Consider the following 26,873-nt stretch of genomic DNA (forward strand, 5'->3'; position numbering starts at 1 on the left):
CCCCTCCCCTGCCAGACCCCCCGCCACCACACCCCCCCCACCCCCCGCCGCGGCCCCGCCCCCACCCCCCCCCCCCCCCCCCCCCCCCCCCCCCCCCCCCCCCCCCCCCCCCCGGGCCAGGAGTCCCGCCGCGAGGGCCGCGAGCAGCGCCGCGGTGACCCAGCCGAGCCCGCTGCCGGCCAGCGGCAGGCCCGTCCCCCCGGAGGCCCGGACGACGAGCAGGACGGCGGCCACGCCGAGGGCGGTGCCGAGCTGCGCGGCGGTGTTAACCGCTCCGGCCGCCGTCCCCTGCAGCTCCGGGCCGACGTCGGTCCCCAGCGACGTCGCGGCCACCGAGGACAGCCCGATGCCCAGCCCCGCGACGGCGACCGCGGCCGACACCACCCACGTGCCCAGGCCCGCGCCGAGCAGCGCCGTGTCACCGGCGGCGACGACCGCGAGCCCCGCCGCGGCGGTGACCCGCGCCGAGGTCCGCCGCAGCACCCGCGCGGCCAGGCCCGCCCCGGCGACGACGCAGAGGCTGAACGGCACCAGGGCCAGTCCCGCGGCGGTCGCGCCGAGGCCGCCGGCGTCCTGCAGGTGCAGCGTCGCGACAGTGACCGACGAGCTGGTGGTCGCCGTGTTGGCCGCCGAGGCGAGCACGCCGCGGCGCAGGCGGGGGTGCCCGACGGCGGCGCGCGGCAGCAGCGGGTCCGGGGAGCGCCGCTCGACCGCGGGCAGGCACGCGGCGGCGGCGAGCCCGGCGAGCAGCAGCGCGACGCCGGCGGTCCGCTGCGCGCCGTCCTCGACCAGCGACGCGCCGGCCACGACCGCCGCCACCGCGGCCGTGAGCACCCCGGCGCCGGCCAGGTCGAGCGTCCCGCGCGTCCGCTGCGGGGTCGGCGGCGCCGTGCGGCGCACCGCCGCCAGGAGCAGCGCGGCCAGCGGCACCTGCACCCAGAACAGCACGCGCCAGCCGGCCAGGTCGGTGAGCACGCCGCCGAGCACGAGCCCGCTCGCGCCGGCGGCCGCGCCGGTCGCGCTCCAGGCGGCCAGCGCCCGCCGCCGCGCGCCGCCCTCCTCGGTCGCGGCGGTCAGCAGGCGCAGCGCGGTCGGCACGGAGAGGGCGGCCGCGGCCCCCAGGGCGCCGCGCGCCACCACCAGGACCCCGGCCGACGGCGCGACCGCGGCCAGCAGCGACGCCGCGCCGAAGCCGGCCAGCCCGGCCCCCAGGACCCGCGCGTGACCGAACCGGTCGCCCAGGCGCGCGGCCGGCATGAGCAGCGCCCCGAACAGGACGGCGTAGACGGTCACCACCGGCGCGGCCGCCGACGGCGGTGCGCCGAGGTCGGCCAGCACCGTGGGCAGCGCCGCGACCACCAGCGTGGTGCCGAGGACGTCGACGAACTGCACCGCGCACAGGGTCGGGACCGCTGCCGGACCTGCCATGCCGGGACGGGTACCCGCTTCTTCATCGATGAAGCACGGGGTGGCGCCGCGTCGTCCCGGAGGAAGCGGGACCGCCCGGTGCCGCGAAGCCCACAGGAGCGCCGCGCGCCCCTAACCTGCGCCGCGTGAGCCGAGACCGTCCCGAGCACGGCGGCCCCCCGGGCCGGCCGATCCCCCCGCGGCTGGACCCGCGCGCCGGCCGACCGCCGCGCGACCGCGGCGCCGGTGCCGGCCGGGCCGGCGGCGACCGCGGGACCCCGACGACGCGCCGGCGCTCCTCCCGGGGCGCCGTCGCGGCCCGCGTCGTCGCCGCCGTCGTGTCGGTGGTGGTGCTGGCCGGCAGCGGGTGGGGCTGGTACCTGGGCCGGCTGGCCGACGCGACGGTCAGCCGCACCGACGCGATCCCGGCCGACGGCAACGCCGAGTCCGGTGGCATGCCCGAGGCGATGAACCTGCTGCTGGTCGGCAACGACAGCCGCGCCGACCTCACGCCCGAGCAGCTCGCCGAGCTCGACGCCGGGGTCGACTCCGGCACGAACACCGACACGATGATCCTGGTGCACGTGCCGGCCGACGGGTCGGGCGCCTCGTTCGTCTCCTTCCCGCGCGACTCGTGGGTGGAGATCCCCGGTCACGGGACGGACAAGCTCAACGCCGCCTACGCCTACGGCGCCGCGGAGGTCGACGACGCCGCTCCCGAGAGCGAGAAGCAGGCCGCCGGCGCGCAGCTGCTGATCCGGACGATCAACCAGCTGTCGGGGCTGCGGATCGACCACTACGCCGAGGTCGACCTCCTCGGCTTCTTCGAGCTCACCAGCGTCGTCGGCGGCGTCGAGGTCAACCTCTGCCACGCGGTCGACGACTCGCAGTACTCCGGCGCGGTGTTCCCCGCCGGGAAGCAGACGATCTCCGGCGCCGACGCGCTGCGGTTCGTCCGCCAGCGCCACGGCGTCCGCCCGGACGGCTCCCTCGCCCTCCCCCGCGGCGACCTGGACCGGATCGTCCGCCAGCAGGTCTTCATCGGGGGGGTGCTCCGCAAGATCCTCTCCCAGGACGTGCTGCTGGACCTCGGCAAGCAGCGGGAGCTGATCCGGGCGGCGTCGGAGTCGCTGACCATCGACGAGGACCTCGACCTGCTCGACCTCGCCCAGCAGATGCAGTCGGTGACGGCCGGGGACATCGAGTTCCGGACGATCCCCGTCGCCGACCCGAACGCGAAGAACGACGAGGGCTCCTCGATCGTGGAGCTGGCCGACGAGGACACGCTGCACGCGTTCTTCGCGGGCCTGTCCGCCGAGCCCGAGGCGCCCGCGTCGGAGGCCCCGGCACCACCGGCGACGGTCGACCCGTCGGAGGTCTCGGTCGCGGTCTACAACGGCTCCGGCGTCTCCGGGATCGCCGCGGAGGCCACGGCCGACCTGGAGGCCGCGGGCTTCCCGGTGGTCAGCACCGGCAACGCCGACAGCAGCGACCACGAGCAGACGACGATCCGGCACGCCGCCGGCGACGAGGCGCTGGCCGCCACCCTCGCCGCGCAGGTCCCGGGAGCGGTCCCCGAGGTCGCCGACGACGCCACCTCCGGCACCGTCCAGCTGATCCTGGGCTCGGACTTCACCGGCATCGGCCAGGCGACCACCCCGCCCGCGGACACCGGCGATCCGGCCGCACCGACCGAGGAGCCGCGCACCGCCGCCGACACCGGCTGCATCAACTAGCCGGAGGACCCTCCCGCCCCCACCGGGGGAGCCCACCGCCCTCCCTACCCTCCGCGGGCCCGGGTGGTGGCCGGGACGGTGCCCCCGGACGCGTACCGTCGTCCGCACGGGCCGGGCCGAGTCAGCGGTCCGGCGGCACCCTCCCTCTCGACGCGTCGGCGGGCGAGGAGGCTGAGATGACTGCCCACCCCGAGGACGTCCGGCCGCTCCCCGGATCCATCACGGTCCGGGAGGAGGGCGGCAGCCGGGTGCTGTGCCTGCGCGGCGAGCTGGACACCGCGGTCGGCACGCGGTTCAAGCAGCGCCAGGGCCGGGCCCCGCTGCTGGTCGACGTCATCGACGCCGCCGGGGTGTCCTTCATCAGCTCGACCGCCCTCAGCGTCCTGGCCCGGTGCGTCGAGGCGTCCCACGCCGTGGGCCGGCGACCGGTGCTGCGCGCGGCGTCGCCCGTCGTGGAGCGCATCCTGCAGCTCAGCGGGCTGCAGGACGACTTCGACCGCCCGCCCGCCACCTCCGGTCGCGCCGAGACGCCGGGCTGACCGCCGGACGGCGGACCCCGGGCGGGGAGCCCCCGCAGAATGGCCGCGTGCCCGCCGACCGCGCCCGCCCGGTGACCCTGCGGGACGTGGCCGCCGAGGTCGGGGTCTCGGCCAAGACGGTGTCCAACGCCTTCTCCCGGCCCGACCAGCTCTCCACGGCGCTGCGCGAGCGCGTGCTGGCCGCCGCCCGCCGGCTCGGCTACCCGGGACCCAACCCGCTGGCCGCGGGCCTGCGCCGCGGCCGGGTGGGCGCCGTCGGCGTCGCCTACGACAACGGGCTGTCCTACGCCTTCGACGACCCGGTGGCGGTCGCGCTGCTGGCCGGGGTCACCGAGGTCGCCGAGCCCGCCGGGTCGGGCCTGCTGCTGGTCCCGGGCTCGACCGACCCCGCCCGGCGCCTGGCCGCCGTGACCGACGCTGTCGTCGACGGGCTGGTCGTCTCCTCGGTCGGCGACGAGGACCCGCTGCTGGCGGCGGCGATCGCCCGCGGGCTGCCGCTGGCCGTCGTCGACCAGCCCCGCCCCGACCGGCTGGCCGCCCTCGGGGCCCCGGCGACGCCGTGGGTGGGCGTCGACGACCGCGCCGCCGCGGCCGCCGTCGCCCGGCACCTGCTCGGCCTCGGGCACCGCCGGCTCGCCGTCGTCTCGTTCGGCATGCACGGCGACCCGATCGCCCCCGGGCTGGTCGACGTCGCCACCCAGGAGGCGGCCACCTACGCCGTCACCCGCGACCGGCTGGCCGGCTACCGCGACGCGGCGGAGCGGGCCGGGCTGGACTGGGCCGCCGTCCCGGTGTTCCACGGCGGGGACAGCACGCCGGAGGTCGGGGAGGCCGGTGCCGACGCCGTCCTCGCCACCGGCCCGCGGCCGACGGCGCTGCTGTGCCTGAGCGACCGGCTGGCCGAGGGCGCCCTGCGCGCGGCGGCCCGCCGCGGGCTGCGCGTGCCGGAGGACCTGTCCGTCGCCGGCTTCGACGACGCGACGACGGCGGCCGGTCTCGGCCTGACCACCGTGCGCCAGCCGACCCGGGAGAAGGGGCGGGCGGCCGGGCAGGCCCTGCTGGACCTGCTCGCCGGCCGGCCCGCCCCGCCGCCGCGCACCCTGCCCGCCGACCTGGTGGTGCGGACCTCGACCGGCCCGGCCGGCTAGCGGCCGCGCCAGACCGGCGCGCGGCGCTCGGCGAACGCGGTCGCGCCCTCGCGGGCGTCCTCGGAGGAGAACACCGGCTCGATCAGCTCCTGCTGCCTCGCCCAGCCCTCCTCGGCGGTCCAGTCGGCGGTGCCGCGGGCGATCTCCTTGGTGGCGGCGACCGCGAGCGGGCCGTTGGCGGCGATGACGCCGGCCAGCTCGACGGCGGCCTCCAGCGCCCCGCCCTCGGCGACCACCCGGTTGACCAGCCCGACCGCGGCCGCCCGCTCGGCGTCGATCGGCTGCCCGGTCAGCAGCATCTCCATCGCCACCGCCTGCGGGATGCGCCGCGGGAGGAACAGCGCGGCGCCGGCGGCGGCCACCAGCGAGCGGGTCACCTCGGGCACGCCGAAGCGCGCCGAGGCCCCGGCGACGACGAGGTCGCAGGCGAGCACCAGCTCGAACCCGCCGGCCAGCGCCCACCCCTCGACGGCCGCGACCAGCGGCTTGCGCGGCGGCGTCTGGGTGATCCCGCACAGCCCGCGGCCCTCGATCGCCGGCCGCTCGCCGCGCAGGAAAGCCTTGAGGTCCATGCCGGCGGAGAACGTCCCGCCGGCGCCGGTGAGCACGCCGGCGCGCAGGTCGACGTCGGCGTCCAGCTCGTCGACGGCCGCGGCGACGCCGCGGGCCACCGCGCCGTCGAGCGCGTTCTTCGCCTCGGGCCGGTTGATCGTGACGACCTGGACGGCGCCGCGGCGCTCCACCAGCACGGGTTCGGTCACGGTCCCTCCTCCTCCGCGGCGCACCGCGGCTCGTGCGCTCCCGTCATCGGGGGCGCGACCACTCCTCCAGGACGGCGGCGGCGTCGGCCGGGCCGGGGCTCACCGGCGCGGCGGGGCCGGCCGGGGTGCGCGAGAAGCGCGGCGCGGGGGCGGCCTGCCGCACGCCGTCGACCTCGACGAGCGTGCCGCGGGCGGCCAGGTGCGGGTGCGCGGCCGCCTCGTCCGCGGTGAGCACCGGGGTGACGCAGGCGTCGGTGCCGTCGAAGACGCGCTCCCAGTGCTCCCGCGGGTGCGCGGCGAACGCGGCGGTGAACAGCTCGCGCAGGCGGGGCCAGCCGCGCGGGTCGGTCTGCGCGGGCAGGTCGTCGCCGGCCAGCCCGAGCCCCTCCAGCAGCGCCGCGTAGAACTGCGGCTCCAGCGCGCCGACGGCGACGAACCGGCCGTCGGCGCAGGCGTAGACGTCGTAGTAGGGCGCGCCGCCGTCGAGGACGTTGGTGCCCGGCCGGTCCGACCACAGCCCCGTGCCGCGCATCGACCACAGCATCTGGGAGATCAGCGCGACGCCGTCGACCATCGCGGCGTCGACCACCTGCCCGCGGCCCGAGCGGGACCGCTCGTGCAGCGCGGCGAGGATGCCGACCAGCACCAGCATGGAGCCGCCGCCGTAGTCGGCGACGAGGTTCAGCGGCGGCCGCGGCACCTGCCCGGGTCGGCCGAGCGCGGCCAGCGTGCCGGTCAGCCCGAGGTAGTTGACGTCGTGGCCCACCCGGTCGGCCCACGGCCCGTCCTGGCCCCAGCCGGTCATCCGTGCGTAGACCAGCCCGGGGTTGCGCTCGAGGCACACGTCGGGGCCGAGCCCCAGCCGCTCGGCGACGCCGGGCCGGAAGACGTCGAGGAACACGTCGGCGTGCCCCGCCAGGCCGAGCACGAGGTCGCGCCCCTCGGGCGCCTTGACGTCGACGCCGAGCGAGCGCCGGCCGCGCATGACGACGTCGGGGGCGGCGCCCCCGAGGGACAGGCCGCCGGAGGGCCGCTCCACCCGGACGACGTCGGCTCCGAGGTCGGCCAGCACCATCGCGGCGTGCGGGCCGGGCCCGATGCCGCCGAGCTCGACGACCCGCAGCCCGGTCAGCGGGCCGCTCCCCCCGCTCACGCCGCGGCCCGCAGGTGCCGGTCCAGGAAGCGCAGGATGCGCGCCCAGGCGTCCTCGGCCGAGGGGCCGTGGTAGCCGACGCCGAGCACCTTCTCCAGCGCCGTGAACGGTCCGAGGTCGTGCCGGTTGAGGAACGAGTGCCCGGCGTCCGGGTACTCCTTCACGTCGTGCTCGACGCCCAGGTCGGTGAGCACCCGGCCCAGCCGGCCGGCCGCGCCGCGCAGCACGAGGTCGCGGCCGCCGAAGCTGGCCACCACCGGGCAGGCCCCCGCGAGCACCTGCTCGGCGTCCTTCGGCAGGGGGCCGTAGTTGGGCGCGGCGACGGCGAAGCCGCGGGTGGCGCCGAACAGGGCGAACTTCCCGCCCATGCAGAACCCGAGGACCCCGATCCGGCCGGTGCAGTCGTCGCGGTCGGCGAGGAGGCGGCGGGCCGCCTCGAGGTCGCCGAAGGCCGGGCCCTCGCCCCGGCTCAGCGACCGGAACGTCGAGCGCAGGCAGCGCACCGCGCCGCCGGCGGTGAACAGGTCGGGGGCGACGGCGAGGTAGCCGGCGGCGGCCAGCCGGTCGGCGTGCCGGCGGACGTCGTCGGTGAGGCCGAAGACCTCGTGCACGACCACGACGCCGGGCCAGGGCCCCTCCCCCACCGGCGGCACGGCGAGGTGGGCGGACAGCTCCGGGGCGCTCGCGGCACCGGGGATCACGGTGGTGGGCAGGGCGGCCTCCCGGGGTCGCAGCGGCAGCGCGGGCGCCGCCGACGCTAGCCCGCGGGTGTGTCGGCCGTCTCACCGGCCCGATCACGGCGCACCGGGGTGGCGGTCACCTCGCGCGGGCCGCCGATCCCGTGGCCCGCGGCGCAGCGCAGCCCGAGCGCCACCGGCGCGCCGCAGTCCCGGTGGGTCAGCGCCAGCGGCGGGACGCCGTCCTCCGCGAGCCACCGGTCGCCCCACTGCATCAGCGCCACCAGCGCCGGGTAGAGGTCGCGGCCGCGCTCGGTGAGCCGGTACTCGTGCCGCTGCCGCGCACCCTCCTCCTGGTACGGGACGCGGGTGAGCAGGTCCTGGGCGACCAGCGAGTTGAGCCGGTCGGTGAGCACCGCCTTCGGCGCCCCAAGCGCGCGCTGCAGGTCGGCGAACCGGCGCACGCCGAGGAACGCCTCGCGCAACACGAGCAGGCTCCACTTCTCCCCCACCACGGCGAGGGTGCCGGCGACCGAGCAGCGCGCCCGGTCGTACCCGTCGGGAGGTGTGTCGCCCGTCACGGGTGCAGCGTAGGTCACGCTGGGTTCGCTTGACGAACCGTGCGGCGGGGAGGATGGTTGGAGATGCAGACCCAGCAGGTCGAGACGGCGGTCACAGGATCGGCGCCGCACCTGCACGGGCCCGCCGGTGACGACCGGAGGTGGCCGCCGCCGTGGATCGACCGGTGGCACCCGCCCCGAGGAGGAACCGAGATGACCCGCCTGCGCACCGCCCTGGCCTCCGCCCGCAGCACCCGCGCCCGCCGTCGCGACGAGCGCGAGCTGCAGCGCGCACTCGCCGCCGCCCCGACCCTCGAGTCGGCGCACGAGATCACCGCCGCGGCCGCCCGCTTCTGACCGCGGCACCCGCGCCGCCCGCCGGCGCACCCCTGACGACAGCCCCGTGGCCCCGGCCGCGGGGCTGCTCCGTCCCCGGGGCGCGACGGTGCCGGGGTGTGGTCTGCGCGACATCCGCGCCGCTAGGGTGGCACTGAGTGCCACCGGGGGTCGGTCCCGGGGACCGACCGGACGGAGACGAGATGGCCAACCCCTGGTTCGAGACCGTGGCCGAGGCCCAGCGGCGGGCGGAGCGGCGGCTGCCCAAGGGCGTGTACGGGGCGCTGGTGGCCGGGTCGGAGAAGGGCCTGACCGCCGACGACAACCTGCGCGCGTTCGACGAGCTGGGCTTCGCCCCGCACACCGCCGGCCTGTCCAACGAGCGGGACCTCGCCACCACGGTCATGGGCCAGGACGTGTCGATGCCGGTCCTCATCAGCCCGACCGGCGTGCAGGCGGTGCACCCGGACGGCGAGGTCGCCGTCGCCCGCGCCGCCGCCGCCCGGAACGTGGCGATGGGCCTGTCCTCGATGGCCAGCAAGCCGATGGAGGAGGTCATCGCCGCCAACCCGAAGACCTTCTTCCAGCTGTACTGGGTCGGCGACCGCGACACCATGGCCGCCAAGGTCGAGCGCGCCCGCCGCGCCGGCGCCGCCGGGCTGATCGCCACCCTGGACTGGTCGTTCTCCTACGGCCGCGACTGGGGCTCCCCGTTCATCCCGGAGAGGATCGACCTCGAGGCGGTGCGCCGCTACGCCCCGCAGGTGGCGCTCAGGCCGCGCTGGCTGTGGGCGTTCGCCAAGACGCGCAGGCTGCCCGACCTGTCCGTGCCCAACATGGTCGGCGACCCCGCCGAGCCGGCGCCGACGTTCTTCGGCGCCTACGGCGCCTGGATGCAGTCCCCCATGCCGACCTGGGACGACGTCGCCTGGCTGCGCGAGCTGTGGGGTAGCGACCGGCCGTTCATGCTCAAGGGCGTCATGCGCGTCGACGACGCCAGGCGCGCCGTGGACGCCGGCGTCACCGCGATCTCCGTCTCCAACCACGGCGGCAACAACCTCGACGGCACCCCCGCCTCGATCCGCGCCCTGCCCGCGATCGCCGAGGCCGTCGGCGACCAGGTCGAGGTGCTGCTCGACGGCGGCATCCGCCGCGGCTCCGACGTCGCCAAGTCCCTGGCCCTGGGCGCCAAGGCGGTCATGATCGGCCGCGCCTACCTGTGGGGCCTGGCCGCCAACGGGCAGGCCGGGGTGGAGAACGTCCTGGACCTGCTGCGCGACGGCCTGGGCTCCGCGCTGACCGGCCTGGCCCGGGGGTCGGCCGCCGACCTGTCCCGCGACGACCTCGTCGTCCCGCCCGGCTTCGAGCGGCGGCTGGGCGTCGAGGGCCCCGACGCCCCGGTCGAGGCCGTGCCCACCCGCCCCCGGCGCGCCCGCAGCGCCTGAACTCGCCGGCCGGGGTCCCGTCGAGGGACCCCGGCCGAGGCCGGTCAGGCGCCGGCGATGAGGTCGCGGCGGCGGGTCCAGCGGCGCTGCACCGCCGTCAGCAGCAGCCGCAGCGGCGCGGGCGCGCCGGCGAACAGCCGCGCCCGCTCCTCCGGCGTCCGGCAGGCGTCGACGACCCACGGCAGGACGAAGACCAGGTCCCGCAGGCCGGTGCCCTCGCGGAAGCGGGTCTCCACCCGCGCGAAGTCCCCGGCGGAGACGTACCGCCGCACCACCGGGAAGACCTCGCGCTCCTCCTCCTCGATGTGCTCGTCGAGCTCGTCGGCGAGCTCGGTGAGGACGGCGGCCAGCGGCCCGGCCTGCGCGGGACCGTCCTGGGCGAACCGGGCGAGCGCCGCCCGGGCCCGGTCGAGCACGCCCTGCAGCGCGGTGTGGTCGTCGGACAGCGGGCCCAGGTCGACCGCGTCCCCGGCCGAGGCGACGATCACCGGCCACAGGACGTCGTCCTCCCGGGAGTGGTGCACGTGCACCTCGTGCAGCACCGCCGCGGCGTGGCGGACGACGGCGCGCTGCCGCCCGGGCGGGCAGGGCCCGCCGGCGGCGATGCCGGTGGCCGCGTCGGCCAGGAGCCGGCAGCCCGACCGCAGCGCGCGGTGCACGAGGGAGAAGCCGAAGAGGTCGGGCTCGGGGTCGCCGGGCCGGCGCGGGGTGACGGGGAAGGGCAGGGCGGGGGCGGTCGAGGTCATGCCGGGACGATCGGGGCGCCCGGTTGGCAGCGGCTTGCGAGCCGCTGGTCGGCGACTCCCGGGGCAGGACGACACGGGACGTGACCCGGCCGTGACCGCTTCCGGTGGAACTCCTCACGACTGCTCGGCGATCGGGCTCGGTCGCCATATGCTCGCGCCGCTATGGGGAGCGGGAGTGCCGGAACCGTCGGGTTCCGGGTGCTGGGCGACGTGGGTGCCGTGCGCGACGGCGAGCCCCTCGACCTCGGCGGCCGCCGCCAGCGCTCGGTGGTCGCCCGGCTGCTGGTCGCGGGCGGGCACGTGGTCCCCGCCGAGGTGCTGGTCGCCGACCTGTGGCGCGGCGCCTCCCCCGCCGACGCGCTGGGGACGCTGCAGGCGCACGTCAGCCACCTGCGACGGGTGCTGGAGCCCGGCCGCGCCCCGCGCACTCCCGCGCGGCTGCTGGTCACCGTGCCGCCGGGCTACGCGCTGCGCCCGGCCGACGACGCCGTGGACGTGCTCGAGGCAGTGCGGCTGCTCGACGAGGGCGACCGGCTGGCCGCCACCGACCCCGCCGGGGCACGCACGCGGTACGGCGCCGCCATCGACCTGTGGCGCGGACCCGCCTACGCCGAGTACCGCGACGAGCCCTGGGCCGCCCCCGAGGCCGCGCGCCTGGACGAGCTGCGGCTGACCGCCGTCGAGCGGCGCGCCGCGGTCGCCCTGGACGCGCCCGGCGGCCGGGACCCGCTCCCGCAGCTGCGCGCGCACGTCGCCGAGCACCCGCTGCGCGAGGAGGGCTGGCGGTTGCTGGCCCTGGGCCTCTACCGCGCCGGGCGGCAGGGCGAGGCGCTGGCCGCGCTCCGCGAGGTGCGCGCCCGGCTGGCCGACGAGCTCGGCGTCGACCCCGGCCCGGAGCTGAAGGCGCTGGAGGAGGCCGTCCTCGCCCAGTCCCCCTCGCTCCTGCCGGCCCGCCCGCCGGCACCGCCCGTCGGCCGCCCGGCGCCCTCCCCCGAGCCCGCCCCGGCCCCGGCTCCGGCCGGCCCCGCGCCCGACGTGCCCCGGCCGGTCGGCCGCGACGCCGAGCTGGCCGCGCTGTCCGCCGCGGCGGAGCGGGCGGCCGGCGGCCAGGTGGAGGTCGCCCTGCTCGCCGGCGAGGCCGGCAGCGGCAAGACCACGGTGCTCGACCACCTGCGCGCCGAGTACGCCCGCCGCGGCTGGGCGACGCTCGCCGTCGCCTGCCCCGAGACCGACGGCGCCCCGCCCGGCTGGCCCTGGTCCGCGGCGCTGCGCGCGCTCGCCGGCCGCACCCCACCGGCCGACCCCGCGCCCCTCGCCGCGCTGCTCACCGACGACGCCCCGGCCGCGACCGGCGGCGACCCGACCGGCAACCGGTTCCGGCTGCACCGCGCCGTCGCCGGCTGGCTGGCCGCCGTCGCCGCGCGGACACCGCTGCTGGTGACCGTCGACGACCTGCACCGCGCCGACCGCGAGACCACCGCGCTGCTGCTCGACCTGCTGCCCGCCCTCGCCGGGTCGCGGGTGCTCGTCGTCGCCGGGCACCGCCCGGAGGAGAGCGCCGGGCTGGCCGACGTCCTCGCCGCGCTCGCCCGCCGCTCCCCGGTCGGCCTGGCGTTGCGCGGCCTGGACGCCGCCGCCGTCGACGAGCTGGTCGAGGACTGGGCACTCACCCCCGTCGACCGCCGCACCCGCGCCGCGATCACCGTCCGCGCCGACGGGAACCCGTTCTACGTCCGGGAGCTGCTCCGGCTGGTCGACTCCGGCGCCGACGTCGACGCCGTCCCCGGCACGGTCCGCGACGTCGTCCGCCACCGGCTGGCCGGCCTGCCCGCGCGCACCGGCACCCTGCTGCGGCTGGCCGCCGTCCTGGGCCGCGAGGTCGACGCCGAGGTGCTGCTCGCCGCCGCCGTCCCGGCCGGCGGCGGCACCGACGAGGACGAGGAGGCCCTGGTCGAGGCGCTGGAGACGGCGCTGGTCAGCGGCCTGCTGGTCGAGCCGGGTCCGGGGCGGCTGCGGTTCGTGCACGCGCTGGTGCGCGACACCCTCTACGAGGACCTGTCCTCGCTGCGCCGCACGCGGCTGCACGGCCGGGTGACCGCCGTCCTCGAGCGGCTGCGCCCGGACGACGTCACCGCGCTCGCCCACCACGCCGCCGCGGCGGGACCCGGCTCCGCCGCCGTGGCCGCACGCTGGGCGCAGGCGGCCGCCGAGCTCGCCGAGCGGCGGTTCGCGTACGCCGACGCCGCGGTCATGTGGGGCCGGGCGGCCGAGGCGGCGACGACGGCGCAGCCGGGCGACGCGGTCGGTCTGGCGCGGCTGCTCGCCGCGCAGGCGCACGCCACGGCGCTGGCCGGCGCCGTCGGCGACGCCCGCGCGCTGCGCACCCGCGCGCTGGCGGTCCTGCCCGACGACGCCCCGGCGGAGCTGACCGCGGCGGTGCTCCTGTCCTCGGACGTCCCGACCTTCTGGAACTCCTGGGTGGACCCGGTGGACGACCGGTTCGTGGCCCGCACCCGGCGCGTGGTCGCCGCCCTGCCGCCCGGCGACCCGCAGCGCGCCCGGCTGCTGGCGATGCTGGCCGTCGAGCTCGAGGAGCGGAACGACCCGCAGGCGGTCGAGGCCTCCGCCCGGGCGCTCGCCGAGGCCCGCCTCGCCGGGGACCCGCTCGCGCTGGCCCACGCGCTGACGGTCCGGCAGTTCCACGCCACGCGCGGGCCGGACCGCAGCGAGGCCACGGCCCTGGGCACCGAGCTGCTCACCCTCGCGCAGCGGGAGGGCTTCGGCCTCTTCGAGGCGGTGGCGCGGCTGGTGCTGCTCCAGTCGACCTGCACCGTGCTCGACCTCGAGGCCGCCGACCGGCACGCCGCGGAGGCCGAGCGCCTGTCCGCGGCCTACGGGCTGCCGCTGCTGCACGGCATCGCCCGCTGCTACGCCGGCCTGCGCGCCGCCGTCGCGGGGCGGGTCGCCGAGGCCCAGGCGGCGTACGACGTGGCCGAGCAGGCCCTGCTCGACGCCGGCTACTACCCCGCGGTCGCGCGGGCGCTCCGGCTGACCACCCAGCTCTCCCTGCGGCTCGCCGACCCCGGCGCCCGGCCGGTGGACCCCGAGGAGATGGCCGCCCTGGCGCCGATCTCCCCCGAGCTGGCGACCGAGACCCGCGCCCTGGCCCTGGTGCTGGCCGGGCGGGCGGAGGAGGCGCGGTCCGTGGGCCCGCCGCGGCTCCAGGCGGTCCGGGACCTGTTCACGCCGTTCCTCCAGTACTGCCGGGGCCTGGTCGGGCTGGCCCTCGGGGACCGCGGGCGGATGGCGGAGGCCGAGGCGGAGCTGCTCCCCTACCGCGACACGGTGTGCGGGACGCACACCGCGCAGCTGGCCTTCGGCCCGACGGCGACGCTGCTCGCCCGGCTGGCCGCCGCGCGCGGCGACCGGGAGGCGGCCGAGGCGCACCGCGGGGTCGCGATCGCCGTCGCCGAGCGGACCGGCCACCCCGGCTGGATCGCGGAGGCCCGCGCGGCGCTGGACTAGCGGCCGGCGACCACGTCGCGGCGGCGGCGCCAGCCCGGCTCGGCCGCACGCAGCAGCAGCCGCAGCGGCAGCGACGTCGCGCCGAGCAGCCCGGCCCGCTCGTCCGGGGTGCGGCAGGCGTCGGCGACCCACGGCAGCGCGAACGCCGCGGACCGGGGCCCCGAGCCGCGCGCGCAGACGCCCTCGTAGCGGGCCAGGTCGCGCACCGACACGCACCGGCGGATCACCGGGAACACCTCGCGCTCCTCCTCCTCGACGTGCTCGTCCAGCGCGTCGGCCAGTTCCGCGAGGACGGCGGCCAGCGGCGCCGCGGCGCCGGGACCGGTGGCGGCGGCGGCGGCGGCGAAGGCGGTCAGCGCCGCGTCGGCCCGGCCGAGCACCGCCCACAGGACGGCGTGGTCCTCGACCAGCGGCTCGAGGTCGGCGGCGTGCGTCCCGGCGGAGGCGGCCACCACCGGCCACAGGACGGCGTCCTCCCGGGCGGTGTGCGCGCGCACCTCCCGCAGCACGCACCGGCCGAAGGCGACCACCGCCCGCCGCCGCTCCGCCGGCCACACGGCGCCGGCGGCGGCCTCCGCGGCGACGCCGGCCAGCAGCCGGCAGCCGCCGCACAGCGCGCGGTGCGCCAGCGCCAGGCGGGTCACGTCGGCCTCCGGGTCGCCGGGCCGGCGGGGCGTGACGGGGAACGGCAGCGGTGCGGTCGCGGTCACGGTGCCACGGTCGCCCGGCCCGGTTGCCGGTGACTTGCGTCCGACTACCGCCGCGGCGGAAGCCCCCGGGACCGCCCGGTGTTGCAGCGGGCAACGAACCTCGTCGTCCCAGGAGCTGTCCCATGCGCATCCCGCTGTCCGTGCTCGACCTCGCCCCCGTCGCCCCCGGGGAGACCTACGGCAGCAGCATCGCGGCGAGCGTCGCGCTGGCGCAGCGGGCGGAGGAGGCCGGCTACCGCCGGGTCTGGTACGCCGAGCACCACAACATGCCGACGATCGCGTCGTCGGCCACCAGCGTGCTGATCGCGCACGTCGGCGCGCACACCTCCACCATCCGGCTCGGCGCCGGCGGCGTCATGCTGCCCAACCACTCGCCGCTCACGATCGCCGAGCAGTTCGGCACGCTCGAGGCGATGTACCCCGGGCGCATCGACCTCGGCCTGGGCCGCGCGCCCGGCTCGGACCAGAACACGACCTACGCCCTGCGCCGCGACCCCGCCTCCGCCGAGCGCTTCCCCCAGGACGTGCTCGAGCTGCAGGGCTACCTGACCGGCGAGTCGCGGGTGCCCGGCGTGCAGGCCGTCCCCGGCCGCGGGTCGGACGTGCCGCTGTACGTCCTGGGCTCGTCGATGTTCGGCGCCGGCCTGGCCGCCGCGCTCGGGCTGCCCTACGCCTTCGCCTCGCACTTCGCGCCGCAGCTGCTGGAGCCCGCGGTGGCCGCCTACCGGCGCGACTTCCGCCCGTCCGCGCAGCTCGACGCCCCGTACGTCATCGCCGGCGTCAACGCGATCGCCGCCGACACCACCGAGGCGGCCCGGGAGATGCTGCGGGCCACCCGCCGCCGGCTCGCCGTCGGGCTGTTCGGCCAGGGCCGCGAGCTCGACGACGACGCCGCGGAGCTGCTGCTGTCCTCGGGCGCGGGCCGGCACGTGGACTCGATGCTCACCCACACCGCCGCCGGCACCCCGGCCGAGGTCCGCGAGCGGCTCACGGAGTTCGCGCGGCTGGCCGACGCCGACGAGCTGATCGTCGCCCACCAGGCGCCCGGCACCGAGGCCCGGCTGCGCTCGGTCACGCTGACCGCCGAGGCCATGGAGTCCGTCGCCGCGTAGGACGGGGTGGCGGGGACGGCCGTTCCCGCCACCCCGGGCCGCCCGGGGCGTCGGGGTGAGCCGGGGACGGCGCTCGGCGAGGATGACCCGGTGCACGCCGAGACCGTCCTCCTGCTCGTCCTGGCCGCGGTCGCGGTGATCGTGGCGGCCCGCTGGCTGGCCGGCCGCACCGGCGTCCCGGCGGCCGCGCTGCTCACCGTGACCGGACTGGTCTACGCGCTGCTGCCCGGTCCGAACCTCACGCTCGACCCCGAGATCGTCCTCACCGTCCTGCTCCCGCCGCTGCTCTACAGCGCCGCGCTGGACTCCTCGCTGATCGCCATCCGCGCCAACATGCGGACCGTCGTCGGCCTGTCGGTGCTGCTCGTCCTGGTCACCGCCCTGGTCATCGGCGCCGGGTTCGCGCTGTGGGTCCCCGGGGCGACGCTCGCCGCCGGCATCGCCCTGGGCGCCGCCGTCGCCCCGCCGGACCCGGTGGCCGCGCTCGCCGTCGGCCGCCGGGTCGGGCTGCCCCCGCGGCTGGTCACGCTCATCCAGGGCGAGGGGCTGCTCAACGACGCGACCGCGCTGACCCTGCTCAGCGTCGCCGTCGCGGCCGCGGTGGGCGACGGCTTCTCCACCTGGTCGGCGCTGGGCCAGTTCGCGCTCGCCGCCGCCGGGGGCGTCGCCGCCGGGCTGGTCGTCGCCTACGGCGTCCGGCCGCTGCGCCGGCTGCGCCGCGACCCGCTGGCGTCCAACGCGATCTCCCTGGCGACGCCGTTCGTCGCCTACCTGCTGGCCGAGTCGGTGCACGTGTCCGGCGTGCTGGCCGTCGTCGTCGCCGGGCTGGTGATCGCGCACAACGCGCCGTACTGGCAGTCGGGGGCCACGCGGCTGCAGACCGACGCGGTGTGGAGGCTGGTCGACTTCCTGCTCGAGGGCGTCGTCTTCCTGCTCATCGGCCAGCAGCTGCCCGCCGTCATCCGCGGCCTGGGCCAGTACGCGCCCTCGACCGTCGTCGTCGCCTCGCTGATCACCGTGGGCGCGGTGCTGCTGGTCCGGCCGCTGTGGCTGTGGCTCACCGAGCACGCGCCGCAGGCGCTGCACATGCGGCTCAGCGGCGCGCCCGCCGCCGACGAGGACGACGACCCCACGACCCCGCCGCGGCAGCTGTCCGGCCGGGAGATCGCCGTGCTGAGCTGGGCCGGCACCCGCGGCGTCATCAGCCTCGCCGCCGTCTTCACCATCCCGCTGACCACCGACGCCGGCGACCCGTTCCCCGACCGCGACCTGCTGCTGTTCTGCGCCTTCCTCGCCGTGCTGGTCACCCTCGTCGGCCAGGGCGCGACCTTCGCGCCCCTGGTGCGCCGGCTGCGCCTGCGCGCCGATGCCGCCGACGCCGCCCGGCTGCGCAACCAGGCGCGGGTCGCCGCGGTCGACGCGGGGCTCGCCCGGCTCGACGAGCTGCAGGCCGAGCAGCACGACCACCTCGACGACGCCGCGATCGAGTCGATCCGCGCCGCGCTGCGCACCCGGCGGACCCGGTACGAGCGGCGGCTGGAGGTCCTCGTGGACGCCGAGGGCGAGGTGCCGATGTCGCCGGAGTACGAGGCGGCGCTGCGGGTGCGCCGGGCGGTCATCGACGCCGAGCGCGAGGAGCTGCTGCGCTGGCGTGACCTCGGCCGGCTGCCCGACGAGGGGCTGCGCACGCTGGAGCGGGAGCTGGACCACCAGGAGCACCTGCTCCCGGCCCGCCCCGCCTGAGCGCTCCCGCTAGGGGCGCCCGGCCCGGGGCACGTCGACCCGGGCGGCCTCGACCCGGCCGGCGCGCGGGCCGCCCTCGGCCCAGGTGGGCGCGGTGCAGACGAACAGCGTCCGCCCGTCGTCGCCGCCGAGCGTGCAGGCGTAGGACGGCGAGCCCGACCCGACGGGCACCCGGCCGGTCACCTCGCCGCCCTCGCGCACGCGCAGCACCTCGGCGGTGCGGGCGGTGGCGAACCAGACGTGCCCCTCGGCGTCGAGGCAGATGCCGTCGGGCGCCAGGCCCGGCGTCTCCGCGAACACCCGGCGGCCGGACAGCGAGCCGTCGTCGGCGACGTCGAAGGCGGTGAGCCGGGCGCCGTACGTCTCGGCGACCACCAGCGTCCGGCCGTCGCCGGTGAGCGCCATGCCGTTGGGGAAGCGCAGGTCCTCGGCGACGACGGACGCGGCGCCGTCGGGGTCCACCCGCACCAGCCCCGTCGGCTCCACCGGCGCGCCCCCGACCAGGTCGAACCCGAAGCTGCTGACGTAGGCCCGTCCGGCGGCGTCGACGACCAGGTCGTTGGCGCGGGAGCGGGTCAGGCCGGTGAGGTCGGCACGCACGACCGGGCGCCCGCCGGCGACCTCCAGCAGTGCCCGCCGGGTCATCGCGACGACGAGCAGCGTCCCCTCCGGCGTCCAGCCCAGCCCGGACGGCGCGTCGTCGAGGTCGAGGACCGTCGTCAGGACGCCGTCCGGGGTGAGCGTGCGCACCCGCCGGTCGTGGAAGTCGGAGAACCACAGCCGGCCGTCGTGCCAGCGCGGGCCCTCGGGGAAGCCGAGGTCGCCGGCCAGCGTCGTCGTCGCGTCCACGGCGGGCAGCGTAGGAGTGCGGCGCCCCGGCCGCGGCGGCTCAGGGGCGGTACCGCGTCTGGCCGTGCGGCCCGCCGAACAGCAGCACCTTGTCCGGCGGCACCCGGTAGACCCGCGCGCCGCCCCCGGTGGCCCCGCCGGAGGAGCTCAGCTCGACGAACTCGTCCCCGCGCACCGCGAAGTGCCAGTCCTCGCCGTACTTCGCGTACCAGGCGTCGGCCAGCACCTGCAGCTCCCCGGGGTCGGTGACCCGCACCGCGACGCCCTCGACGACGACGTCGCGCCCGCTGTCCCAGCCGTGCGCGCCGGTGCTGCCGGTGGTCACCGCCACGTGCGGGTTGCCGTCGAGGTTGCGCGCCTTCTGCTCGTCGGCGCCGGTGCAGAAGGCGAACGCGCCGTCGTGCCAGACGCCGACGAGCGGGACGGCGTGCGGCCGGCCGTCCGCGCGGACGGTCGTGATCCAGTAGAGCTGGGCGTCGGTGAGCAGCCGCTCGACGTCGGCCCAGGGCGGTGCGGTCGCCGTGGCGTCGCCGTACCGGGGGTCGATCTGTCCGGTCGTCATGCCCTGTGGGACCCCCGCGGGGCCGGCGTCTCATCGCCGCCGGATCGGTCCCTGGCGCCGGTGCAGGCGAAGAGGAACGCGGGCGGCACGTTCCACGGCGTCACCCGCGTGCGGACGTCGGCGAACCGGCGGCGCAGCTCGCCGAGCACCAGCGGCGAGTACTGGATCACGACCGCGGTGCCGCCCGGGCGCAGCGCACGGGGCAACTGGTCGAGCAGCCGGCGGCGCAGGCCCGCCTCGAGCGAGGTGAACGGCAGCATGGAGACGACGACGTCGGCGCGCTCGCCGTCGAGGAGGCCGTCGAGGTCCTCCGCGGAGCCGCACACGACCTGCAGCCGGGGGTCGTCGAGGCGCTCGGAGAGCCGGCGGGCCAGCTGCGGGTCGATCTCCAGCGCGACCAGCCGGGCGCCCGCGCCGAGCCGGGCGAGGATCTCCCGGGTGGCCACCCCCGTGCCGGCCCCGAGCTCGACGACCAGGCCGGCGGCCGGGACGTCGGCGAGGTCGAGCATGGCGCGCACCGCCGTCCGGGACGTCGGGAGCACCGCCCCCACCTGGCGCGGGTTGGTGACGAAGGCGCGCAGCAGCCGCACGCCGTCGCCGAGGGTCTGCGGCACGGCTCCCCCCTCCGCCGCCCCGTGCGGCGCGGCTGCCCGGACCCTGCCACGGATCGCGGCGCCGGACGACCGCTCAGCCGGCCCGGTGGGCGTCGAGCCAGGCGACGACGTCGTCGAGGACCTGCTCCTTCTCCGGCTCGTTGTGCGGCTCGTGGAACAGCCCGTCGTAGACGCGGTGGGTGAGGTCGGGCGAGCCCGCGTGCTCGCGGACCACCTCGCCGGCCGCCGGCGCCACCAGCCGGTCGGCGCTGCCGTGGACCACCAGCAGCGGGAGCCGGAGCCCGCGCAGCCGGCGGGGCATCGCCGCGGCGGTCCGCATGAGCTCGGCGCCGGTGCGGGCGACCATCCTCCCGTTGTGGTTGAGCGGGTCGGCCCGGTAGGCGGCCACCACCTCGGGGTCGCGGCTGACCGCCTCGACGTCGAGGGTGAGCACGCCCAGACCCGGGGCCAGCCGGGCCAGCAGCGGCGCCACCGCCCGCTGCACCGGGGTGGCGGCGCTGGTGTCGAGCGCGGGCGCCGAGATCACGGCGCCGACCACGCGCGCGTCCGGCTCGCCGGTCAGGTACTGCAGCGCGATGAGCCCGCCGAGGCTGTGGCCGTAGACGAACACCGGGACGCCGGGGTGCCGGTCGGCGGCGGCGCGGACGGTCTGCGCCACGCCCTCGACGGTGCCCGCCATGCTCACGACGTCGCCGCGCCGGCCGGGCGACCGGCCGTGGCCGGGGTGGTCGGGCGCGTAGGAGGCGTAGCCGGCGCGGCCGAGCCGCTCGGCCACGTGCGCGTACCGGCCGCCGTGCTCGTGCACGCCGTGCACGAGCACGACGACACCGACCGGGTCGGGGACGCTCCAGCCCTGCCAGAACTGCCCCGAGGGCAGCGTGCCCTCCCCGTGCCGCACCGCTGTCGTCACGCGTCCTCCCGGTCCGTCGACGTCCGTCCTCAGCACCGTCGCGCACCGTAGCCCCCGCGGCCGCGAGGGGGTCGACCGCTAGCGTCCGCCCGGTGACCGCCCGCTCCCGCCGCCTGCCGCGCCTCGCCGCGCTCGGCCTCGCCGCCGCCCTCGCCCGCCGCGCCCGCACGGTCGCGGCCGTGCCTCCCGAGCTGCGCCGCCCGGACCTGTGGCTGCCGCTGTCGATCGGCTCCCGGCTCGAGCTGCGGATCGGCCGCCGGCTGTTCGGGTCCCGGGTGACCGAGCCGGTGGCAGGGGTGACCGTCACGCGGCACGACGTCCCCGGCGGGCAGGACGTGTTCGTGTACGAGCCGGCGCGCCGCACCGGCGGCGCGCTGCTGTGGGTGCACGGCGGCGGCACGGTCATCGGGCAGCCCGAGGGCGACCACGACGTGTGCAGCCGGATGGCCCGCGACCTCGGCGTCGTCGTGGTCAGCGCCCGCTACCGGCTGGCGCCCGAGCACCCGTTCCCCGCGGCGCTCGACGACCTGCTGGCCGCGCTGTGCGACCTGCACCGGCGGGCCGGGGGGCTCGGCGTGGACCCGGCGCGCGTCGCCGTCGGCGGGGCCAGCGCGGGCGGCGGGCTGGCCGCCGCGCTGGCGCAGCGGGCGCACGACGAGGGCGTGCCGGTCGCCTTCCAGCTGCTGGTCTACCCCATGCTCGACGACCGCACCGTGCTGCGCCGGAGCACCGCCGGCCGCGGGAGGCTGGTCTGGACGCCGCGGTCCAACCGGTGGGCCTGGACCGCCTACCTGGGGCACGCGCCGCGCGCCGACGAGCCGCGTCCCTACGCCGCGCCGGCCCGCCGCCTGGACCTCTCCGGCCTGCCGCCGGCGTGGATCGGCGTCGGGGCCCTCGACCTGTTCCACGACGAGGACGTCGCCTACGCCCGGCGCCTGGAGGCGGCCGGCGTGCCGGTGCGGCTGCACGTCGAGCCGGGGATGTACCACGCGGCCGAGCTGGAGCTGCAGACGACCGTCGCGACGATGCGGGCCTTCCAGCAGGCCGCGTTCGACGCCCTCGGCGCCGCGGTCGGCGCCGCGTGACGCAGCAGGACACGGCACCGCGCTTCGCGGCACCCGCGGGGACGGTCACCGCCCGGCGGTCCGACGGCGTCGTGCGGGCCACCGGCATCCGGTACGCCCGGGCGGAGCGGTTCCGCCCGCCGGTGCCCGAGCCCCCCGCGGCCGGCGTCGTCGACGCGACGGCGTGGTCGCCGGCGTGCCCGCAGCCGCCGGCGCCGGAGCTCGAGCTCATGGTCACCGACCCCATGGGTGAGCTCGTCGCCGACGAGGACTGCCTGCGGCTGTCGGTGACCGTGCCGGAGGACGCCTCCCCCGGCGACCGGCTGCCGGTGATGGTGTGGGTGCACGGCGGCTCCTACGTCAGCGGCGCCGGCGACGCCCCCGCCTACGACCCGGCCGCGCTGGTGCGCGAGCAACGGGTGGTCGTCGTCAGCGTGACCTACCGGCTCGGGCTGCTCGGCTTCCTCGGCGACGGGGACGGCCGGCCGGCCAACCTCGGCCTGCTCGACCTCGTCGAGGCGCTGCGCTGGGTGCGCGGGAACGTCGCGGCCTTCGGCGGCGACCCGGACGCGGTGACGCTGTTCGGCGAGTCCGCCGGCGGCGACGCCGTCGCCCACCTGCTGGCGGCCGACGGCGCCCGCGGTCTGTTCCGCCGCGCGGTCGTGTCCAGCGCCCCGCTGGGGCTGTCCCGCGGCCGGGCGCGGATGAGCGCCGCGATGGCCGCCGAGGCGCGGTCGCTGTCCGCCGCCGCGCCGGTCGCGGAGGTCGTGGCCGCGCAGGCGCGGGTGGCGGCGCGCGCCCGCCGGTACGGGCTGGTCGCCGCCATGCCGTTCGGCACCCAGTACGGCCTCCCGCCGCTGCCGGCCGAGGAGGCGGTCGAGGACACGTGGGCGGAGGCGGCGCCGGAGGTCGACCTGCTCGTGGGTGCCAACAGCCGCGAGGTGGCGCTGTTCGCCGCACTGCTGCCGCCGGCCGCACGGCTGGCCCGCGTCCCCGTCGTCGGCCGGCCGCTGGTGGAGGCGGTCGTGCGGGTGCTCACCCGGCGCATCTACGCCCGCGACGCCGCACGGGCCGCCCGCAGGCACCGCGCGGCCGGCGGGCGCGCGGTGCACTACACGCTCTCCTACGGCACCGGCGCGCTCACCGGGGCGCACGCGATCGACCTGCCGCTGCTGTTCCCGCACCGGCACACGTGGGAGGCCTCGCCGCTGCTGGCCGGCCTCCGGTGGGAGGACGTCGTCGCGGCCGGCCGGGAGGTCCGCCGGGTGTGGGCGCACTTCGCCCGCACCGGGGACGTTCCCGCCGACCCGCCGCCGTTCCTGCGGGTCGACCGCGGCTGAGGCCTCAGGGGACGACGGGGTCGACGTCACGCGTGCAGAACATGCACACCGACGCGTCGACCGGGATGAAGCTCTTGCAGTGGTCGCACTCGCGGTTGCCCTGGGCGCCCGCGGTCTCCCGGCCGGTGGCCCGGCGGATCGCCTGGACGAGGAACATGATCGTCAGCGCGAGCAGCAGGAACGACACCAGCGAGGTCAGGAACGACCCGTAGCGGATCTGCGCGCCGTTCACCGTGAGCACGAGGGCGGTGAAGTCGGGCTGGCCGAAGACCGCGGCCACCAGCGGCAGGATCACGTCGCCGACCAGCGACTCGACCACCGTGGCGAAGGCGGCCCCGATGGCCACGCCCACGGCCAGGTCCACGAGGCTGCCCGAGAAGGCGAAGTTCCTGAAGTTCGTCAGCAGCGTGCGCACGGTGTCCCTCCCCGTCAGGTCCCGACGGCCGGAGGGTAGGGCCCGCGGCGCCTCGGCGCGGCCCGGACGGCGGGCCGTCGTCGCCGGGACCGGGGCCGGGGTCGCGCTGCAGCCAGGCGACGTCGTGCCAGGCACCGTCCTTCCGGCCCACCCGCCGGTGGGAGGTCACGCCGCGACGCCACGGCTGCCGGCCCTCAGGCCGGGGCCAGGACCGGCTCCTCCCGCCACAGCACCGGCTCGCCGCGGCGGTCCTGCTTGGACAGGTACATCGCCTGGTCGGCGCGCTTGGTCAGCGCCGCGGCGTCGAGCCCGGGCTCCCCGCAGGCCACGCCCAGGCTGGCCCGCAGCGGCACGGTGCCCGCGGTGATCTCGGCCGGCACCGCCAGCGCCGCCTGGATCCGGGCACCGAGCGAGGCGGCCGCCGCCGGGCCGTCGACCCGGCGGCTGACGACGAGGAACTCGTCCCCGCCGATCCGCCCGACGACGTCGTCGCGGCGCAGCACGCCGGCCAGCCGCGCGGCCGTGGTCACCAGCAGCTCGTCGCCCGCGTCGTGGCCGAGGGTGTCGTTGACCGGCTTGAAGTCGTCGAGGTCGATGAAGACCACCGCCGTCGACGCTGCGTCCGGCCCGGCCAGCGCGGCCTCCAGGACGGCGATGGTGGAGGCGCGGTTGTGGCAGCCGGTCAGGGCGTCGAAGGTCGCCCGGGCGGTGAGCTCCTCGCGCATGCGGGCGCTGTCGGTGACGTCGGAGACGCACACCAGCGCGCCGGGGGCGCCCTCGCGGTCGCCGAGCGCGACCAGGCTCACCGCGCACACCCGGGCCTCCCCGGCCGGCGTGCGGATGCCGACCTCCACCGCGGCGTCCACGCCGTCGCCGAGGACGCGCGCGAGCGCCGCCTCCAGCGCCGCCCGGCCGCCCTCGTCGGCCCGCGCCGCGACGTCGTCCCAGCCGGTCACCGCGGGCACGCCCAGCAGCACCGGCAGGCGGGAGTTGGTGTGCACGACCTCCCGCTCGCGGGTCAGCTGCGCGATGCCCTGCGGCAGCGCCTCGGTCAGCCGGCGCAGCAGCCGCTCCTGCTGCTGCAGGGCCTCGTGCGCGGCCATCTCGTCGGAGACGTCGCTCATCTGCGTCACGACGACGGCGTCGGCGGGGTCGTCGGCCGCGACGTACTGGTTCTCCAGCTCCAGCCACGCCCACGTGCCGTCGGCGCGGCGGTGCCGCAGCCGCACCCGCTGGGCCTCCTGGCGGGACAGCAGCTCCAGCCAGTTGGCGATCGCCCGCTCCTGGTCGTCGGGGTGGACGAACTCCGAGGAGCGCTGGCCGACCATCTGCGCCGGCGGCCAGCCGAGCATCCGGGTGGTGCGCTCGTCGATGTCGGTGATCACCGCCAGCGACGTCTTGCGGACCGTCGCCGTGCGCGGCCGCCGCGACACCTCCAGCCCCGCCAGCGGCGCGGGCCCGCGGTCGCCGGCGGCCGCGTCGAGCACGTCGAGGGCACCGAGCAGGACGCCGTGCTCCTCGCGGAGGTCGACGAAGGTGAGCGACAGCGGCACCCCCGGCTCGCGCCGCCCGTGGACCGTGGCCAGGCCGACGCCGTGGGTACGGGCCCGCTCGAAGGCGGTGACGACGAACATCGCGTCGGCGGGGACGATCGCGTCGAGGAACGTGGCGCGGTCGGCCGGCGGGGTCATCACCCGCTCCGGCGGGACGCCGAGCGAGGCCGGCACCGGGACGAACACGCCGTCGGAGGCGATCGCGGCCAGCACGGCGCCGGGCAGCCGGAGCAGCGAGGACAGGACGTCCGCGCGCTCGGCCGGCGTCCTCGGGGTGGCGGTCACACCGTCGGCATCGGCGCGCCGCGGCCGGTCCTTGAGCGGCCGGTGTGGCCCGCCTCACCCTCCGGGGTCGGTCCTCGGCGTGTCACCGGACCGGGTGGCAGGATGACGGGACGGAGACGTCCGCTCCAACTGCCGGGCGATGACGTCACGCCCACCCCGGGTCACCCGGCTGGAGGTGTCGCGGTGCAGTCTGCGGCCATCCCGACGACCATGCTCACCACCTCGCCCCCGCACCCCGCCCCGGGCGGCACGGGGTGGCTGCTCGGCGCCGCTCGCGGCGGGCACGCCCGCGACCTGGCCGCCGTCCTGCCCGAGCGGTGCGGCGTCGCGGTCACCGCCCGGGTGCAGCGGGCCCCCTGCCTGCCGCTGGACACCGGCAGCGAGGTCGTCGGGGCGCTCCCGGTGTACGTGGCCGGCCCCGGGCCGGGGCCCGAACGCGCGACCCCCACCGCGGTGGCCGGGCACGCCGCCCCGGCGCTGCTCTCCGGGCGGCGGACCGCGCACCTGGGCGTCGCGCTGGACAGCCGGGACGTCGTCGGCCAGGCCGAGGGCGTGCTCGTGGAGCGCCACCGGATCACCGCCGACACCGCGTTCGGCGTCCTCGTCCGCGCCTCGCAGGACACCGGCCGCGAGGTGCGCGACGTCGCCCGGCTGGTCACCGAGACCGGGGAGGCCCCGGCCGGCACGCCCGCGGACGGCCCGCGGTGACCGGCGGCGGGCACGACTTCGTCCTCCTCGACAGCGAGGAGGCGCACGCGCAGGTGGTCGGCGACTTCGTCGCGGAGGGGGTGACGCGCGGCGAGTGCGTCCTGGTCACCGCCCTCGGCGACCGGGAGGAGCGGCTGTGGGCCCGGCTGCGCCGCGCGGGCGTCGTCGACGAGGCCTGGGAGCCGGCCGCCACGACGGCGGTCCGCGTCGTGCCGCCGGACCCGGCCGAACTGCCCGCGGCGGTCACCGGGGCGCTGTCCGAGGGGTGGCCCGCCGTCCGGTTCACCGGCGCGATCACCACCCCGGGCGTCAACGCGTTCGAGGCCGTCGTCGGCGAGCTGACCGCCGGGCACCCGCTCACCGTGCTGTGCCCCTACTTCCGCGACCTGCTGGTGCCCGGCCAGCACGCGGACCTCACCGCGCTGCACCGCTCGCAGGTGGACGCGACCGCGGAGTACGACGACGGAGTCTTCCGGCTGACCCGGCGCGGGGACCGCCTGCACCTCGCGGGCGAGCTGGACTCGGGCAACGCGGACGCGCTGCGCGCGGTGCTGCAGGCGACGCTGGCCGGGAGCAGCGCCTGGGACCTCAGCGACCTGCGCTTCCTCGACGTCGGCGCGGCCGACTCCCTGGTCGCGGCGGCCGCCGGGCCACCCGGGCTGACCGTCGTCGGCGCCTCGCGGCTGACCGCCCGGCTGGTCCGCCTGCTGACCGACCGCTACCCCGACCGCGCGGTGGAGCTGGTGGACGCCGCCTCCGAGGGCGCCCCTCCGTGACGGAGCCCGACGCCGCCCCGGTGCACCGGGGCGCGTCCCACGCGGGACGGGCGTAGGCCGGGGCGATCGCCGCGGACCTGTGCCGCCGCGCGGCGGCGCGCGGCGGGCCGCCGCCGCCCGCGTGCGCCCCGCCGGCCGCCCCGCCCGCTCGACCGCAGACCCCCCCTCCACGAGCCCCGGGCCGGCCCGCCGCCCCGCC

General features: G+C 78.2%; 25 protein-coding genes. 12 read left to right on the top strand and 13 right to left on the bottom strand.

Going from position 1 to position 26,873, the window contains the following annotated elements; all coding sequences use genetic code 11:
• Positions 1–1,428 (bottom strand): MFS transporter (locus ACI79Z_RS21970; RefSeq protein WP_456904037.1); only part of this gene is annotated, 1,428 nt, incomplete at its 3' end.
• Between the two features lie 125 nt (positions 1,429–1,553).
• On the opposite strand from ACI79Z_RS21970, the gene ACI79Z_RS21975 reads away from it, so the two are divergent.
• From ACI79Z_RS21975 to ACI79Z_RS21985, 3 genes are all read left to right on the top strand, one after another.
• Positions 1,554–3,143 carry an LCP family protein gene (locus ACI79Z_RS21975; RefSeq protein WP_456904039.1) on the top strand — a complete coding sequence of 530 codons (1,590 nt, stop codon included), beginning with the start codon at positions 1,554–1,556 and terminating at the stop codon, positions 3,141–3,143.
• A gap of 176 nt (positions 3,144–3,319) precedes the next feature.
• Entirely contained in the window at positions 3,320–3,682 is a 363-nt protein-coding gene (locus ACI79Z_RS21980; RefSeq protein WP_387993844.1) for an STAS domain-containing protein, read from the top strand.
• A gap of 47 nt (positions 3,683–3,729) precedes the next feature.
• Positions 3,730–4,830 (top strand): LacI family DNA-binding transcriptional regulator, encoded by a 1,101-nt coding sequence (locus ACI79Z_RS21985; RefSeq protein ID WP_456904042.1) that lies wholly within the window; start codon positions 3,730–3,732, stop codon positions 4,828–4,830.
• Here ACI79Z_RS21985 and ACI79Z_RS21990 read toward each other — a convergent pair.
• The 4 genes from ACI79Z_RS21990 to ACI79Z_RS22005 are packed head-to-tail and all read right to left on the bottom strand — an operon-like array spanning position 4,827 to position 8,002.
• On the bottom strand, positions 4,827–5,591 hold the full coding sequence (locus ACI79Z_RS21990; RefSeq protein ID WP_387993838.1) for a crotonase/enoyl-CoA hydratase family protein: 765 nt from the start codon (positions 5,589–5,591) through the stop codon (positions 4,827–4,829). The two genes, ACI79Z_RS21985 and ACI79Z_RS21990, sit on opposite strands and share 4 nt — an antisense overlap.
• 43 nt (positions 5,592–5,634) lie before the next feature.
• Positions 5,635–6,744, bottom strand: a complete 1,110-nt coding sequence (locus ACI79Z_RS21995; protein ID WP_387993835.1) for a CaiB/BaiF CoA transferase family protein — start codon at positions 6,742–6,744, stop codon at positions 5,635–5,637.
• On the bottom strand, positions 6,741–7,445 hold the full coding sequence (locus tag ACI79Z_RS22000) for a dienelactone hydrolase family protein (RefSeq protein ID WP_387993832.1): 705 nt from the start codon (positions 7,443–7,445) through the stop codon (positions 6,741–6,743). Before ACI79Z_RS22000 ends, ACI79Z_RS21995 begins: the two co-directional genes overlap by 4 nt.
• A gap of 56 nt (positions 7,446–7,501) precedes the next feature.
• Positions 7,502–8,002 (bottom strand): winged helix-turn-helix transcriptional regulator, encoded by a 501-nt coding sequence (locus ACI79Z_RS22005; RefSeq protein ID WP_456904045.1) that lies wholly within the window; start codon positions 8,000–8,002, stop codon positions 7,502–7,504.
• 192 nt (positions 8,003–8,194) lie between these two features.
• Between ACI79Z_RS22005 and ACI79Z_RS22010 the strand changes: the two genes are divergently transcribed.
• Positions 8,195–8,338: a hypothetical protein gene (locus ACI79Z_RS22010; RefSeq protein ID WP_387993827.1), complete on the top strand. Its 144-nt coding sequence runs from the start codon at positions 8,195–8,197 to the stop codon at positions 8,336–8,338.
• Positions 8,339–8,520: 182 nt separating this feature from the next.
• Positions 8,521–9,762 carry a pre-mycofactocin synthase MftD gene (mftD, locus tag ACI79Z_RS22015; protein ID WP_456904048.1) on the top strand — a complete coding sequence of 414 codons (1,242 nt, stop codon included), beginning with the start codon at positions 8,521–8,523 and terminating at the stop codon, positions 9,760–9,762.
• Between the two features lie 44 nt (positions 9,763–9,806).
• Here the strand turns inward: mftD and ACI79Z_RS22020 are convergent, their stop codons facing one another.
• Positions 9,807–10,508 carry a hemerythrin domain-containing protein gene (locus ACI79Z_RS22020; protein WP_456904050.1) on the bottom strand — a complete coding sequence of 234 codons (702 nt, stop codon included), beginning with the start codon at positions 10,506–10,508 and terminating at the stop codon, positions 9,807–9,809.
• Positions 10,509–10,670: 162 nt separating this feature from the next.
• On the opposite strand from ACI79Z_RS22020, the gene ACI79Z_RS22025 reads away from it, so the two are divergent.
• Positions 10,671–14,033, top strand: a complete 3,363-nt coding sequence (locus ACI79Z_RS22025; RefSeq protein ID WP_456904052.1) for a BTAD domain-containing putative transcriptional regulator — start codon at positions 10,671–10,673, stop codon at positions 14,031–14,033.
• Here the strand turns inward: ACI79Z_RS22025 and ACI79Z_RS22030 are convergent.
• A complete protein-coding gene (locus ACI79Z_RS22030; protein ID WP_456904054.1) occupies positions 14,030–14,743 on the bottom strand; it encodes a hemerythrin domain-containing protein in 714 nt (237 codons plus the stop codon). The genes ACI79Z_RS22025 and ACI79Z_RS22030 overlap by 4 nt on opposite strands.
• Before the next feature lie 122 nt (positions 14,744–14,865).
• Here ACI79Z_RS22030 and ACI79Z_RS22035 point away from each other — a divergent pair, with 122 nt between their 5' ends.
• Together ACI79Z_RS22035 and ACI79Z_RS22040 are read left to right on the top strand one after the other, a co-directional pair.
• Entirely contained in the window at positions 14,866–15,855 is a 990-nt protein-coding gene (locus ACI79Z_RS22035) for an LLM class flavin-dependent oxidoreductase (RefSeq protein ID WP_387993813.1), read from the top strand.
• A 90-nt stretch (positions 15,856–15,945) separates the two neighbouring features.
• A complete protein-coding gene (locus ACI79Z_RS22040; protein ID WP_387993810.1) occupies positions 15,946–17,598 on the top strand; it encodes a Na+/H+ antiporter in 1,653 nt (550 codons plus the stop codon).
• Positions 17,599–17,607: 9 nt separating this feature from the next.
• Here the strand turns inward: ACI79Z_RS22040 and ACI79Z_RS22045 are convergent, their stop codons facing one another.
• From ACI79Z_RS22045 to ACI79Z_RS22060, 4 genes are all read right to left on the bottom strand, one after another.
• Complete coding sequence (locus ACI79Z_RS22045; protein ID WP_456904056.1) at positions 17,608–18,447, bottom strand: SMP-30/gluconolactonase/LRE family protein; 840 nt, start codon at positions 18,445–18,447, stop codon at positions 17,608–17,610.
• A gap of 40 nt (positions 18,448–18,487) precedes the next feature.
• The gene (locus ACI79Z_RS22050; protein ID WP_387993804.1) at positions 18,488–19,009 is read right to left on the bottom strand and encodes a pyridoxamine 5'-phosphate oxidase family protein; all 522 of its coding nucleotides are present in this window, start codon (positions 19,007–19,009) and stop codon (positions 18,488–18,490) included.
• A complete protein-coding gene (locus ACI79Z_RS22055) occupies positions 19,006–19,623 on the bottom strand; it encodes a class I SAM-dependent methyltransferase (protein ID WP_456904059.1) in 618 nt (205 codons plus the stop codon). The genes ACI79Z_RS22050 and ACI79Z_RS22055 overlap by 4 nt, the downstream gene beginning before the upstream one ends.
• Positions 19,624–19,696: 73 nt before the next feature.
• Entirely contained in the window at positions 19,697–20,533 is an 837-nt protein-coding gene (locus ACI79Z_RS22060; protein ID WP_456904061.1) for an alpha/beta hydrolase, read from the bottom strand.
• Positions 20,534–20,625: 92 nt separating this feature from the next.
• On the opposite strand from ACI79Z_RS22060, the gene ACI79Z_RS22065 reads away from it, so the two are divergent.
• Together ACI79Z_RS22065 and ACI79Z_RS22070 are read left to right on the top strand one after the other, a co-directional pair.
• On the top strand, positions 20,626–21,618 hold the full coding sequence (locus ACI79Z_RS22065; RefSeq protein WP_456904063.1) for an alpha/beta hydrolase: 993 nt from the start codon (positions 20,626–20,628) through the stop codon (positions 21,616–21,618).
• Positions 21,615–22,937 (top strand): carboxylesterase family protein, encoded by a 1,323-nt coding sequence (locus ACI79Z_RS22070; RefSeq protein ID WP_456904065.1) that lies wholly within the window; start codon positions 21,615–21,617, stop codon positions 22,935–22,937. The genes ACI79Z_RS22065 and ACI79Z_RS22070 overlap by 4 nt, the downstream gene beginning before the upstream one ends.
• 4 nt (positions 22,938–22,941) lie before the next feature.
• Here the strand turns inward: ACI79Z_RS22070 and mscL are convergent, their stop codons facing one another.
• Together mscL and ACI79Z_RS22080 are read right to left on the bottom strand one after the other, a co-directional pair.
• Entirely contained in the window at positions 22,942–23,352 is a 411-nt protein-coding gene (mscL, locus tag ACI79Z_RS22075) for a large conductance mechanosensitive channel protein MscL (protein ID WP_387993790.1), read from the bottom strand.
• 194 nt (positions 23,353–23,546) lie between these two features.
• Positions 23,547–25,190 carry a diguanylate cyclase domain-containing protein gene (locus ACI79Z_RS22080; protein ID WP_456904067.1) on the bottom strand — a complete coding sequence of 548 codons (1,644 nt, stop codon included), beginning with the start codon at positions 25,188–25,190 and terminating at the stop codon, positions 23,547–23,549.
• 183 nt (positions 25,191–25,373) lie between these two features.
• Between ACI79Z_RS22080 and ACI79Z_RS22085 the strand changes: the two genes are divergently transcribed.
• Positions 25,374–25,898 (top strand): ANTAR domain-containing protein, encoded by a 525-nt coding sequence (locus ACI79Z_RS22085; protein ID WP_456904069.1) that lies wholly within the window; start codon positions 25,374–25,376, stop codon positions 25,896–25,898.
• Positions 25,895–26,674: an MEDS domain-containing protein gene (locus tag ACI79Z_RS22090; RefSeq protein ID WP_456904071.1), complete on the top strand. Its 780-nt coding sequence runs from the start codon at positions 25,895–25,897 to the stop codon at positions 26,672–26,674. Before ACI79Z_RS22085 ends, ACI79Z_RS22090 begins: the two co-directional genes overlap by 4 nt.
• The last annotated feature ends 199 nt before the right edge of the window (positions 26,675–26,873 follow it).

Source organism: Geodermatophilus sp. SYSU D00663 (assembly GCF_054050655.1).